The organism is Tomitella fengzijianii (assembly GCF_007559025.1).
Classification (GTDB): Bacteria; Actinomycetota; Actinomycetes; order Mycobacteriales; family Mycobacteriaceae; genus Tomitella; species Tomitella fengzijianii.
Genome location: NZ_CP041765.1, coordinates 1,725,013 through 1,737,907 on the forward strand (window position 1 = coordinate 1,725,013; position 12,895 = coordinate 1,737,907).

Annotated in this window: 10 protein-coding genes; 7 read left to right on the forward strand and 3 right to left on the reverse strand. The window is 69.4% G+C overall.

Annotated elements, in window-relative coordinates; all coding sequences use genetic code 11:
- Positions 1-83 precede the first annotated feature (83 nt).
- Positions 84-788, forward strand: a complete 705-nt coding sequence (locus FO059_RS07850; protein ID WP_143907780.1) for an alpha/beta hydrolase — start codon at positions 84-86, stop codon at positions 786-788.
- Here FO059_RS07850 and FO059_RS07855 read toward each other — a convergent pair whose 3' ends face one another.
- Positions 789-1,541, reverse strand: coding sequence for a heme peroxidase (locus FO059_RS07855; protein WP_143907782.1), 753 nt, complete (start codon positions 1,539-1,541; stop codon positions 789-791).
- 270 nt (positions 1,542-1,811) lie between these two features.
- Here FO059_RS07855 and FO059_RS07860 point away from each other — a divergent pair, with 270 nt between their 5' ends.
- The 5 genes from FO059_RS07860 (at position 1,812) to FO059_RS07880 (ending at position 9,154) form a co-directional block, all read left to right on the forward strand.
- On the forward strand, positions 1,812-3,833 hold the full coding sequence (locus FO059_RS07860; protein WP_143907784.1) for a DEAD/DEAH box helicase: 2,022 nt from the start codon (positions 1,812-1,814) through the stop codon (positions 3,831-3,833).
- A gap of 214 nt (positions 3,834-4,047) precedes the next feature.
- Positions 4,048-5,178, forward strand: a complete 1,131-nt coding sequence (locus FO059_RS07865) for an NDMA-dependent alcohol dehydrogenase (protein WP_143907786.1) — start codon at positions 4,048-4,050, stop codon at positions 5,176-5,178.
- Positions 5,175-6,611: an aldehyde dehydrogenase family protein gene (locus tag FO059_RS07870; RefSeq protein WP_233267041.1), complete on the forward strand. Its 1,437-nt coding sequence runs from the start codon at positions 5,175-5,177 to the stop codon at positions 6,609-6,611. The genes FO059_RS07865 and FO059_RS07870 overlap by 4 nt, the downstream gene beginning before the upstream one ends.
- Before the next feature lie 230 nt (positions 6,612-6,841).
- Positions 6,842-8,017, forward strand: coding sequence for an acyl-CoA dehydrogenase family protein (locus FO059_RS07875; protein ID WP_143907788.1), 1,176 nt, complete (start codon positions 6,842-6,844; stop codon positions 8,015-8,017).
- 9 nt (positions 8,018-8,026) lie between these two features.
- On the forward strand, positions 8,027-9,154 hold the full coding sequence (locus FO059_RS07880; protein WP_143907791.1) for an acyl-CoA dehydrogenase family protein: 1,128 nt from the start codon (positions 8,027-8,029) through the stop codon (positions 9,152-9,154).
- 131 nt (positions 9,155-9,285) lie between these two features.
- Here the strand turns inward: FO059_RS07880 and FO059_RS07885 are convergent, their stop codons facing one another.
- Together FO059_RS07885 and FO059_RS07890 are read right to left on the reverse strand one after the other, a co-directional pair.
- Positions 9,286-9,564: a GNAT family N-acetyltransferase gene (locus tag FO059_RS07885; RefSeq protein WP_143907793.1), complete on the reverse strand. Its 279-nt coding sequence runs from the start codon at positions 9,562-9,564 to the stop codon at positions 9,286-9,288.
- Positions 9,565-9,765: 201 nt separating this feature from the next.
- On the reverse strand, positions 9,766-10,503 hold the full coding sequence (locus tag FO059_RS07890) for a lytic transglycosylase domain-containing protein (RefSeq protein WP_143910560.1): 738 nt from the start codon (positions 10,501-10,503) through the stop codon (positions 9,766-9,768).
- A gap of 693 nt (positions 10,504-11,196) precedes the next feature.
- On the opposite strand from FO059_RS07890, the gene FO059_RS07895 reads away from it, so the two are divergent.
- Complete coding sequence (locus tag FO059_RS07895) at positions 11,197-12,816, forward strand: carboxylesterase/lipase family protein (protein WP_143907795.1); 1,620 nt, start codon at positions 11,197-11,199, stop codon at positions 12,814-12,816.
- The last annotated feature ends 79 nt before the right edge of the window (positions 12,817-12,895 follow it).

The window sequence follows — 12,895 nt, forward strand, 5'->3', positions numbered from 1 at the left end:
CGAGAACGGTTACCGGCCGGTAGCGATCCGCGGTGCGGCCGGGGCGGTCCGGGCCGGGGGCGTAGCGGTGCGATGATCACGGAATGCCGTTCTTCGCCGGGGCCTCGGGGCAGGTGTTCTACCGCAGATGGCGATGCGCGGGATCGGTCGACAGGCCGGCGGTCGTCGTGCTGCTGCACGGTCTCGGGCAGCACAGTGGCGACTACGGCCGGTTCGCACGGCTGCTCACCGGGCGCGGCATGGAGGTGTGGGCGCTGGACCACGTGGGGCATGGGATGACGGAGGGCGAGCCGGGGCGGATCGGGTCGATGGACGGCCTCGTGGAGAACGCGCGCAGACTGACCGATCTCGCCGGGCGGGGCGGCGGGCGACGTCCGGTGCTGGTCGGACACTCGCTCGGCGCCGTCGTGGCCACCGACCAGGCGATGCGTATCCCGGAGCCGTGCGCCGGGCTCGTGCTGTCCGGGGTGCCCTTCGCGCCGCCGGTTCCGGGGCGTTCGCCGCGGCCGGGCGACGACGCTCCGGACGTGGTGGAACGGCGTGCTGAGATCGACGACGTGCGCCGCCGCTTCGTGCGCGATGCGCGCGTTCCGGCCCTGGTTCTGCACGGGGCCGATGACCGCATCGTGCCGGCGGAAGGGGTGGTGCGCGCGCTGCACGGCCGCGGCGGCGACACCAGGATCGTCGTCTACGACGGTGCGGGACACGATCTGCCGCATGAACACGTCCGCGTCGCTGTCGCCGACGCGATCGCGGAGTTCACCGCCGGGCTCGGGGGTGCGCGATGATCAGGCGGCGGCCAGCGGCGCGGTGGACGCGAGGGGGATGGCGGCGGGCGCCGCGCGGTTGAGCTCCCACCGCCAGACCGCATGCTCGAGCTCCACGGGGGTGGTCTCGACGGCGTCGGCGGCCGCTGCGACCAGCGCGTGCACCTGCCGGGGGCCGGGAGCGTCGGAGGCGTGCGCGACACCGAGCGCATCGGCGGCGAAGGCGCTTGTAAGCGAACCGGGGAGGATGCCGGGGGCGCCCGCGAGCATCAGCAGATAGGTCCAGTTGACCTCGTCCGTGGTGCTCGAGGCGGCCAGCCAGGCGTCGCGGATGGCGTGATGACGGCCGGGGTCGGCGGTGGCGGCCCGCAGGTCTTCCACGGTGTCGACGCCGAGGGCGCGCAGGCGTTCGGCCGTGTCCTGAATCGCCATGGCGCGGACGGCGTTCGCATCTCCATAGGGCATCTTGTAGCGGCCGACCTTCCCGCTCCACACCAGCGATCCCCCCACCTGCTCGAAGGTGCGCAGGAGATCTCGTGCGCCGTCGACGACATCGTCGACGCCCTGGGCGCGCCGGTACGCCCGATACCGGTCCACCGTGAGCACCGACTTGTCGTATTCGGCGGCGGTGGACTGCACGGCGTCGATGATGCAGAGCGCGAGGCTGCCGTGGAATCGGTCATGACGCGTCCAGGTGTGCGGATCGCCGAGCCGGACGCGTACCGCTTTGACGAATGCGTCCAGGCTGTCGGTGTTGTCGGCGGAGTTCGTCACGGTCGCCCCTCACGTGTCGGCTGCGGTGCTCATCGGTGCCGGCCGCGCTCGGCCGGGGTTCTGCGGTGCCGCCCGGCGGGACGGGGCGCGCATCGGTCGATCCTCTGGCGTGTTCATCGACCACCGTGACCCGGCCGTTACCTATTCGTGTTGTGCGCCTGCCCCGGTGCGGTGTGCCGGGGGCGCGGAGCGACGAGGCGGGGGCAGGGCCGGGCGGAGGGGTGATGCGACGCGGAGACCGGCGCCGGAATGGTATAAAATGCTGGGCAAATGACTGATGATGACAGCGTCGGCCCCCGCGCGGGCGAGCCTCTTTCCGGCAAGCCTCTTTCCGCCGAGCCTCTTTCCGCCGACGAGCCCACTCCCACTGAAGACACTTCCACTGCAGGGGCCTCCGCTGCAGACGGCGATCCCGCCGGGCGGCGCCCGGACGCGCGATCGGAGGGCGGGCAGTCCGCCGGCGGCCGTGACGCCGGCGGAGGGTCGGCTGAAGCGTCCGCCACCGGCGCAGCGCCGTCGGCCGAGCTCTCGTTCTCCGAGCTCGGCATCGCGCCGGAGGTGCTGCGTGCGCTCGGCGACGTGGGCTACGAGACGCCGTCGCCCATCCAGGCCGAGACCATCCCGCTGCTGCTCGCCGGTCGCGATGTGGTGGGGCTGGCGCAGACCGGGACGGGCAAGACCGCCGCGTTCGCGGTGCCGGTCCTGAGCCGGATCGTGCCCGGCGGCAAGAAGCCGCAGGCGCTGGTGCTGGCCCCCACCCGTGAGCTGGCCTTGCAGGTGTCGGAGGCGTTCGGCAGTTACTCGGTCCATCAGCCGGGTGTGCACGTGCTGCCGATCTACGGCGGCCAGAGCTACGGCATCCAGCTTTCCGGCCTGCGGCGCGGAGTGCAGGTGGTGGTCGGTACGCCCGGCCGCATCATCGACCACCTCGACAAGGGCACTCTGGATCTGAGCGAGCTCGAGTTCCTGGTGCTCGACGAGGCCGACGAGATGCTCAAGATGGGCTTCCAGGAGGACGTCGAGCGCATCCTCGCCGACACTCCGGCCTCCAAGCAGGTCGCGCTCTTCTCCGCGACGATGCCGGCGGGCATCCGCAAACTGTCCAAGAGGTATTTGGACAACCCCGCCGAGGTCACGATCAAGGGCAAGACGGCCACCGCCCGCAACATCACCCAGCGGTGGGTGTCCGTGTCGAATCAGCGCAAGCTGGACGCGCTCACGCGCATTCTCGAGGTCGAGGACTTCGACGCGATGATCATCTTCGTGCGCACCAAGCAGGCGACTGAAGACCTCGCGGAGAAGCTGCGCGCACGGGGGCTCGCCGCCGCGGCCATCAACGGCGACATCGTCCAGGCGCAGCGCGAGCGCACCATCGGCCAGCTCAAGGACGGCCGGATCGACGTCCTCGTGGCGACGGACGTGGCGGCGCGCGGGCTCGACGTCGACCGGATCTCACACGTCGTCAACTACGACATCCCGCACGACACCGAGGCGTACGTGCACCGTATCGGCCGCACCGGGCGTGCGGGCCGTGCGGGGCAGGCGCTGCTGTTCGTGTCGCCGCGAGAGACCCGCCTGCTCAAGTCCATCGAGCGCGCCACACGCCAGCCGCTCGAGGAGATGAGTCTGCCGACGGTCGACGACGTCAACGCCCAGCGTGTGGCGAAGTTCGCCGATTCGATCACCGCGAGCCTCGAGGCGCCGATGGTCGAACTGTTCCGCCAGCTGGTCGAGGAGTACCAGCGTGAACACGACGTGCCGATGGTCGACATCGCGGCGGCGTTGGCCACCCAGTCCCGCGACGGCGAGTCGTTCCTGCTGGCGCCGGAGCCCGAGCGGCGCGATCACGGCAAGGGGCGCAAGAACGACCGGGACCGCGGCGGGCGCGATCGGCCGCGGGGGCACCACGGCGGGGGCTTCTCCACCTACAAGATCCAGGTCGGCCGTCGTCACGGTGTGCAGCCGGGCGCGATCGTCGGTGCGCTCGCCAACGAAGGCGGCCTGGGCCGCGCGGACTTCGGTCATATCAGCATCCGCGGCGAATATTCACTGGTGGAGCTGCCCGCGGACCTGTCGCGTGAGACGGTGGCCGCGTTGCGTCACACCCGGGTGTGCGGTGAATTGATCGACCTCAAGCCGGACAGCGGTCCGCCGTCCGGGGCTCCGGGGTCCTTCGGAGGTAAGGGCCGAGGCGGCGGGCACCGCAAGGGCGGCCGCGGTCCGCGTGACGGGGACCACGGAGGCAAGCGCTCCGGCGGCGGCCGGCGTAAGTGGGACGGCCCGCGGGGATAGCCTCCACGCCGATAGAACGCGTTTCAGTTCGGCCGGTGCGTTCGCCGCCGACGCGCCGCAGAGTTTCTGCGCAGCGCGGTGACCGGTGGTGCAACCGCTCTGTGGAACATGTTCCTGTATCGCTCTTCACAACTGCTGCCCGATTGTTTATCTTCGAACAGTGACGGTGCGCCCTTCCGGGCGTCTCCGAGGTTCGACGAAAGGCCAGACGGGCATGAAGACCAAGGGTGCGATCCTGCGCGGACTCAACCAGCCGTGGAGCGTGGAGGAGATCGAGGTCGGCGATCCGCACGCCGGCGAGGTGATGGTGGAACTGCACGCGTCCGGCATGTGCCACTCGGATCATCACCTGGTCACCGGTGACACGCCGATGCCGGCGTTCCCGGTGATGGGCGGGCACGAGGGCGCGGGCAAGGTCGTCCAGGTGGGCGAGGGCGTCACGGACGTGAAGGTCGGAGACCACGTGGTCTTCTCCTTCATCCCGTCGTGTGGCAAGTGTGAACCGTGTGTGACAGGCCATTCGAACCTGTGCGACCTGGGGATGTACCTGCTCACCGGCGAGTCGATCAGTGACGGCACGCGGCGCATCCAGACTGCGGCCGGCGAAGACGTGATCCCCATGTGCCTGCTGGGCACGTTCTCGCCGTACGCCACCGTGCACATGTCCTCGGTGGTCAAGATCGACGAGGACATCCCGTTCGAGGTGGCCTGCCTCGTGGGCTGCGGCGTGACGACGGGCTGGGGCTCGGCGACCAACGTCGCGGAGGTCGAGCCGGGCGAGACGGTGATCGTCGTCGGCGCCGGCGGCGTCGGCATGAACTCCGTCCAGGGGGCGGCGGTCTCCGGAGCCAAGCGCGTGATCGTCATCGACCCGTCCGAGTTCCACCGCGAGGAGGCGAAGAAGTTCGGGGCCACCCACGCCTACCCGTCCATGGCCGAGGCGATCGCGCCCGTCATGGAGATGACCTGGGGCAAGATGGCCGACAAGACGATCATCACCGTCGGGCGGATCAACGGCGAGGACATCGATCCGGCGCTGACGCTGACGAGGAAGGGCGGCCGGGTGACGGTCGTCGGCATGGGCGGCATGGGCGACATGGACGTCAAGCTCAACCTGTTCTTGTTCACCATGCTGCAGAAGGAGCTGCGCGGAGCGATCTTCGGCGGCGCGAACCCCAAGGCGGAGATCCCGGATCTGCTGTCGATGTACAAGGCGGGCAAGCTCAACCTGGACGACCTGGTCACCAAGACCTACTCCCTCGAGGAGATCAACCAGGGATACCAGGACATGCTGGATGGCAAGAACATCCGTGGGGTCATCCTGTACACGGACGAGGACAGGTGAGCGGGCACGACGGGGGGATCCTGGACCGGACTCGGATCTACGTCGACGGTCGGTGGACGGCGTCCGCCTCGCCCGATGTGATCGACGTGGTCGACCCGACGACCGAACAGGTCATCGCGCGGGTGGCCGATGGCAGCGCGGCGGACGTTGACCTCGCCGTCGACGCGGCGCGCAGAGCGTTCGACGGGTGGTCCGCTCTGTCGGGGGCGGAGCGGTCCACTCATCTGCAGAGGGTGGCCGACGGCTTGGCCGCCCGTTCCGAGGAGCTCGCAGAGCTCATCGCGCGGGATATGGGTATGCCGGTGCGGCTGGCGGCGCCGATCCAGATCGGGATGCCGACGGCCAATATGGGTGTGTTCGCGCAGCTGGCCGGCTCGTACGGCTTCGATGCGGAGGAGATCGGCAACTCGCTGATCGTGCGTGAGCCGGTCGGCGTGGTCGGCGCGATCACGCCATGGAACTACCCCCTGCACCAGGTGGTGCTCAAGGTGGGTGCCGCGCTGGCCGCGGGGTGCACCGTCGTACTCAAGCCGACGGAGGTGGCGCCCCTGGTCAGCCATGCGCTCGCCGAGATCATGGACGAAGCGGGGCTGCCGGCGGGTGTGTTCAACCTGGTCAGCGGTACCGGCCCCACAGTGGGGGAGGCGATCGCCCGGCATCCGGGCGTCGACATGGTGTCGTTCACGGGATCCACCGGCGCGGGCAGGCGTGTGGCCGCGGTGGCGGCGGAGACCGTCAAGCGGGTCGCGCTCGAGCTGGGCGGCAAGTCGGCGAACGTCATCCTCGAGGGCGCCGATCTGACGAAGGCCGTTTCGGACGGGGTGTTCAAGTGCTTCTTGAACTCCGGGCAGACCTGCACCGCGCTCACCCGGATGCTGGTGCCGCGTGAACGACTGGCCGAGGTGACGGAACTGGCCGTGGGCGCGGCGCGGCAGTTCGCGCCCGGTTCGCCGTTCGACGACGCGGCCAGGCTCGGTCCGCTGGTGAACGCGCGTCAACTCGAGCGGGTGCGCGGCTACATAGAATCCGGGGTGGCCCAGGGCGGGGAGCTGGTACTCGATGGCAGGGAGACGGGGCTCGACTCCGGATACTTCGTGGGCCCCACTGTGTTCAGCGGAGTGACTCCCGACATGACGATCGCCCGGGAGGAGATCTTCGGTCCGGTGTTGTCGATCATGGCCTACGAGGACGAGGACGACGCCGTGCGCATCGCCAACGACTCCGAGTACGGGCTGTCCGGCGGCGTGTGGGGTGCCGACCCCGACGCCGCCATCGCCGTAGCGCGGCGTATCCGCACGGGACAGATCGAGGTCAACGGCGGCTCGTTCAACACGGCCGCGCCCTTCGGCGGGTACAAGCAGTCGGGGATCGGACGCGAGGGCGGCGTATACGGTCTCGAGGAGTTCCTCGAGATCAAATCGATCCAGCGTTGAGCACAGGTCGGCACCGGAGCGGTGCCGACCGGGACCGGGCGCGGCCCGTGGTGATTCCACGGGCCGCGCCCGGTTTTCTACGTGCGGCGTCGGGCGGCGGGCAGGTCGGGGGCGCCGCGGTTCGCCTCTCTTGTACTTGACGTCAAGTTCAACTTATGATTCTGTTGAGACGACGCACACAACCGGCCCGGCCGGGTCTGCGGCTTCCGCGAATCGTCGAAAGGACCTTCATGCAGTTGGCATTGTCGGAGGAGGATCGCGCGTTCCAGCAGGAGATGCGCACGTTCTTCACCACGAGGATCCCTGCGGAACTGCGCTCGCGCCTGGATGCGGGCGGGGAGGCGGACCCCGAGGTCCTGCGCCGCACGCAGCGCCTGCTGAATGAGGCGGGGCTTGCGGTACCGGGGTGGCCGGTCGAGTGGGGCGGCCGTGGATGGACCGACGTGCAGAAGCACGTCTGGCTCACCGAGATGCAACTGGCGTCCGTGGCGGAGCCGCTTGCTTTCAACTGCGCCATGGTGGGCCCGGTGATCGCGGCCTTCGGTTCCGAGGAGCAGAAAAAGCGCTTCCTTCCGGGTACGGCGAACCTCGATATCTGGTGGTGCCAGGGATTCTCGGAGCCGGAGGCGGGGTCGGACCTCGCCTCGCTGAAGACTCGCGCGGTGCGGGACGGCGACTCCTACATCGTCAACGGTCAGAAGACCTGGACCACGCTCGGGCAGCATGCCGACTGGATCTTCTGCCTGGTGCGCACGGACCCGGACGCGCCGAAGAAGCAGGCGGGGATCTCGTTCCTGCTGATCGACATGGCCACGCCCGGGGTCACGATCAGGCCGATCAAGCTGATCGACGGCGGCCACGAGGTCAACGAGATCTTCTTCGAGGACGTGCGCGTTTCCGCGGAGAATCTCGTGGGCGAGGAGAACGCCGGCTGGGGCTATGCGAAGTTCCTGTTGGGCAATGAACGCGTCAATGTGACACGCCTGGGGTTCTCCAAGGTGCGCATCGCGTTGGCGAAGGAGCATGCGGCCGCGATCCGCGTGGGCGACGGCACGCTCCTCGATGATCCGCTGTACGCCGCGCGGATCGCGCGCCTGGAGAACGAGTTGCTGGCATTGGAGCTGACTCAGATGCGTGTGGTCGCGGACTCGGCGGACGGCCGGCCCAATCCGGCCTCGTCGCTGCTGAAGCTGCGCGGGTCCGAGTTGCAGCAGGCTGCCACCGAACTGCTGATGGACGTGGCGGGGTTCGATTCGCTGCCGTTCCGGGCCACCGAGGACGTGTCGAGCCCGCAGTGGGCGCAATCGGCCACGCCGTCGTACCTGAACTTCCGCAAGGTGTCGATCTACAGCGGATCGAACGAGGTCCAGCGCACGATCATCGCCAAGTCGATTCTGGGATTGTGAGGAACCGCCGTGGATTTTTCGTACACCGATGAACAGAAGATGCTGGTCTCGGCAGCAGCAGATCTGTTCGACAAGGCCTACGACCCCGAGTCGCGCCGCGAGACCGTATCGACGGCCCTCGGCTGGAGCAAGGACGTGTGGGCGCAATGCGCCGAGATGGGTCTGCTCGGCCTGCCGTTCTCCGAGGCGGACGGCGGCATGGGGGCGGGGCCCATCGAGGTGATGGCGGTGATGACCGAAGTCGGCCGCCGTCTCGTGCCGGAGCCGATCCTCGACGTGGTGGTCGTGGCGGGCGGCGTGATCGCGCAGCAGGGTACGGCCGAGCAACGGGCGGAGTGGCTGCCGGCGATTACCGCCGGTGAGCGGCTGGTGGTGCTGGCGCATCACGAGCCGGGCAGACGGTGGCCGGTGCGGAGCGTCACGACCGCGGCGCGCCGGGAAGACGGCCGATGGCTGATCTCCGGCGTGAAGAATCCCGTCTCCCACGGAGATTGTGCAGACACCGCGATCGTCAGCGCCGCTTTGCCGGACGGCGGTACGGGACTGTTTCTTGTGAGTGCCGACGCGCAGGGGGTGGAGCGTACCGGCTACGCCACGCACGACGGTCTGCGCGGCGGTCAGTGGCGCCTGGACTCCGCGGAGGCGGAGCCGCTCGGCGAGTCCGCCGACTGCACCGGGGTGATCCGCGACGCGGAGGTGCGGGCGCAGGCAGGCCTCGCCGCGGAGGCGGTGGGCGCGATGGACGAGGCGCTGCGCCTCACCACCGACTACCTGAAGACGCGGCGGCAGTTCGGTGTGCCGCTGGCGACGTTCCAGACGCTTACGCAGCGGGCGGCGGACGTCTATGTGCTCGTCGAGTTGGCGCGCAGCATGAGCATGTACGCATCGATGTCGCTGGCGGACGGCAACACCGACACGACGGTCGCGTCGAGGGTGCAGTTCCAGATCTGCGAATCCGCGCGCGCGGTGGGCCAGGAGGCGATCCAGATGCACGGCGGGATCGGTGTCACCGACGAGTACCCGGTGAGCCACTACGCGAGTCGGCTCCTGGCGATCGAGCACACTCTCGGCGGACGAGAGGAGCACCTCCGCGTCCTGATCGACGGTGTGCGTGCCTACGACGTGGTCGAGCTGTAGAGAGGCGTGGTCGAGCCGAAGTCGTCGACGGGCGCGACTGCAGGCGCAGACGGCCCGGCGGCACAGTGTGCCGCCGGGCCGTCTGCGTCGTCACGCTGCACGAACGACGTGCCTGAGGATGTGGCCGAGCGTCAGGCCACGAGGTCGTTGTACTGCGGATGCGCCTCGATGAAACCGAGTACGAAGCTGCAGGAGGTGACCACCCGTTTGCCCTCCGACCTCGTCGTGTCGAGGGCACGCTCGATCAGCGCGGACGCGAGTCCTTGACCTTCGAAACGGTTCTTGGTGACGGTGTGATCGAAATTGCGGGTGTCGCCGAAGTCGACGTAGTCGGCGTACGCGCCCACCTCCTCGCCCACATAGATCTCGAAACGCTCAAGGTCCGTGTTGTGCAGGATTGTGTGTGCCACCGGAGTCTGCCCCTCTCATCCGAGGATCTGCATTGTCACGGCTGCTGTTCGCGGGTGCGCTGTCCTGTTTGGCCCGAGGGGCCGACAGACCATAGGCGGTTGCCGCGCGACGACCGTATCTCCAGGTTAGCGCGTTCCGGCGGGAACGGGGAGGGAACTGCACGTCCGCAAGCCCGGTGCAGCAGGAAGGGCCGGGTGCCGCTACATCCTGCTGTAATCGTGCGCGAATCCGAGGACCTTGTCGGCGTAGACGGTCGACTGGTTGTACCGCAGCACCGCGGTGAGGACGTTACCGGGATCGCGCAGGTCGAGCCCCCCGTCGCACAGGTACTTGCCGGTGGTCAAGGCGGAGTCGTAGAGGTTCTGCGGGTCGGCTTCTCCGTCACCGTTGCCGTCGGCCGCGTACTGCGTCCAGGTGGACGGGATGAACTGTGTGGGGCCTACGGCGCGATCGTAGGCGGCATCGCCGTCGAGGCGTCCCCCGTCGGTGTCGGTGATCGTCTGGTTGCCGCCGAGGCTGCCGTCCAGGCGCGGCCCGTAGATCGGATCGAGGAGGGTGCCTTGCGGATCGGTGGCGCCGTGGTCCGCGTGTGTCGATTCGACCCGTCCGATGCCCGCGATGAGGGTCCAGTCGATGCCGCACTGTGGCATCTCGTCGGCCAGGACCTCGGCGGCGTGCGAGTATGCCGCGAAGTTGATGTCCGGCATGCCGCCTCGTGTGACGTCGCCGGGCAGGCCGGCAGGGCGTGGCAGCCCGGGGGGAGCGTGCGGGGTGAGCGATCCCGTGGACCCCGCGGGTGCCGCAGCACCGCCGGCCGGGGATTGCTGCGTGAGTGCTGCGGGCGCCTCGACGGGCGCCGCGGAGACATCGGAGCCTGCGGGCTCGGACGCGTGCAGCGGCGCCGCGGAGGCCGGAATCACGGCTGTGGTCATCGACATCGCGAGGACTGCGGTGGGAACGAGTGCGCGGGCGGTACGCCGGAACGGGGCGCGGTCTGAGGTGCTGTGCACGTGGCTCCTGGTGGTATCGGTGGTGGGTCGGGTGCGCCGTACTTCCGCGTGTCGGTGGCGTGTGCGGGTCGGCCCGGCCCCGGGCCGTCGGCGACAGTACCGTCAAATCGTGATCATGTCGTTATGCAAGCGTTATAAAACGGTCTTCTTGTGGCTGACGTGACGAACGAGGCGCTTCTATAACAAGCGTCCAGTCGCTTCGTGTTGCCCCTCGGGCGCCGAGCGGGATTCGGATGCGGGACCGTGGCCTGCGCGTATGACCACGCGGCGACCCGCTGCCGGCGTGCGCCGTCCGCGATCCGCCGGGGACCGGGGCGCCCGCGGTGACAACTGTCACTTCGCGGCGTCGAGAGCGCGCGGAGAGACGCTCCCGCCACGCGGGCCCCGCGCTACGGACGTATCGCTGCGCTAGCGTCGCGGGTGCAGTGGAACAGGCTCCGTCCGCGCCGACCGGGCGCCGGGTACGGGGAACATGCCGGTCGCCGGGGACCGTGTCGCTGACAGCGGGAGTGCGGTCGGCCCGCCGCGCGGGCCGGATCGGCGCGAATGAAGGAGAGTGTCGCTGATGTGCTGGAACGCCCCCGTGGTGCAGGCCGCGCAGAGACGGCGCACCGCCGCGTGATGAGCGACGGTTCCGAGGGCCGCGGGGCCGGAACGGCGGCGCGGCGGGAGGCGGGGGACACCCCTTCACTGGTGGTCGAGCCGCCCTGCGGTGCGGTGCGCGGGCACCTCGACCGGTGGGCGGGCACGACGGAAGAAGGGATGCGGGAGGTCTTCGCGTGGCGGGGCATCCCCTACGCCGCCCCGCCGGTGGGGATGCGGCGGTTCCGGGCGCCGGAGCCGGCCGCCGGGTGGAACGGGGTGCGCGATTGCGCAGAGTTCGGGCCCGTCTGCCCGCAGGCGGAGGGTATGCCCATCGAGGCCGAACTCGTCCGTGACGAGGACTGCCTCAACCTGAACGTGTGGGCTCCGCGGCCGGACCGTGGCCTACGGCCCGTGCTCGTGTGGATCCACGGGGGAGCGTACTTCCTGGGGGCGGGTTCGCAGGGGATCTACCGGGGGCAACGGCTGGCCGCGGAGGGGGACGCGGTGGTGGTGACCTTCAACTACCGGCTGGGAGTCCTGGGGTTCGTCTCTCTGGACTCGATGTCCACCGATGCAGGCGCCTTCGACTCCAACGTCGGGTTGCGTGACCAGCTCGCGGTGCTGGAGTGGGTGCGGGACAACATCACCGCCTTCGGCGGCGACCCGGACAACGTGACGGTCTTCGGAGAATCGTCAGGCGGCGGCGCGGTCACCACACTGATGGCGGTGCCGCGCGCGGAGGGGTTGTTCCACCGGGCGATCGCGCAGAGCTCGCCGGCCACCTCCGTGTACGGCATGCGGCGAGCCGAGTCCCTGGCCCGTCGACTGCTGGCACTTCTGGGCGTGGCGGCCGACCGCGTGGATGAGCTGCGGGCGATGCCGGTGTCCGCGCTCGCCGTGGCGAGCGGCCGGTTGTCCGCGGACGTGTCCGGATCCGATCCGGGCACCCTGGCCATGGCTCCCGTGGTGGACGGGGACTTGGTGCCGCGGTATCCGGTGGCCGCCTTCCAGAAGGGTTTGGCGCATCGGGTGCCGCTGATCATCGGAACCAATCGTGACGAGGCGTCGATCTTCCGACTACTGCGTATGCAGATGATGCCGGTGACGCCGCAGTCGGTGTACCAGATGCTGGCGGGTGTGCTCGCCGCGAATCCGGACGTTTCGCCCGAGCGGGTGGCCGCGATCATGTCCGGATACCGGGAGTTGCCGCGTACGAGGGGCGCTGTCGCAGTCTCGCAGGACGCCGCGTTCCGGATGCCCGCAGTGTGGATCGCGGAGGCCCACAGCCGTTTCGCGCCGACGTGGCTGTACCGGTTCGATCACGCCTCGCCAATGCTGCGCGCGGCCCGCGTGGGTGCGGGGCATGCCACGGAGGTTCCGTATGTTTTCGGAACGTTCGGGGCGATGCGTCGGGATCCGACGTTCGTGTTGGGAGGCAGACGCGCGGCGGAACGGGTTGCTGCGCGGACCCGCTCGCGTTGGCTGACGTTCGCCCGCACCGGCAGGCCCGACGGAGACGGCGCTGCCGATTCGTGGGCGGGCTACGACGAGCGCGGGCGCCGGACGCTGCTGATCGACCGCCGGGACCAGGTGGTGGTGGATCCGGATAGGAGGGCGCGGTCGTTGTGGGGTAGCAGAGTGCTGGGGTTCCCCTGAAGGCCCGGCGCGGTGCCGCGTTGCAGTTGGTGGGGGATCGGCGGGTGCTGGGGTTCCCCTGAAGGCCCGGCGCGGTGCC

Excerpts from the sequence above, each read along its gene's own strand:
- FO059_RS07865 (WP_143907786.1), top strand. The coding sequence starts at position 4,048 with ATGAAGACCAAGGGTGCGATCCTGCGCGGACTCAACCAGCCGTGGAGC.
- FO059_RS07875 (WP_143907788.1), top strand. The coding sequence starts at position 6,842 with ATGCAGTTGGCATTGTCGGAGGAGGATCGCGCGTTCCAGCAGGAGATG.
- FO059_RS07890 (WP_143910560.1), bottom strand. The coding sequence starts at position 10,503 with ATGTCGATGACCACAGCCGTGATTCCGGCCTCCGCGGCGCCGCTGCAC.
- FO059_RS07860 (WP_143907784.1), top strand. The coding sequence starts at position 1,812 with ATGACTGATGATGACAGCGTCGGCCCCCGCGCGGGCGAGCCTCTTTCC.
- FO059_RS07895 (WP_143907795.1), top strand. The coding sequence starts at position 11,197 with ATGAGCGACGGTTCCGAGGGCCGCGGGGCCGGAACGGCGGCGCGGCGG.
- FO059_RS07850 (WP_143907780.1), top strand. The coding sequence starts at position 84 with ATGCCGTTCTTCGCCGGGGCCTCGGGGCAGGTGTTCTACCGCAGATGG.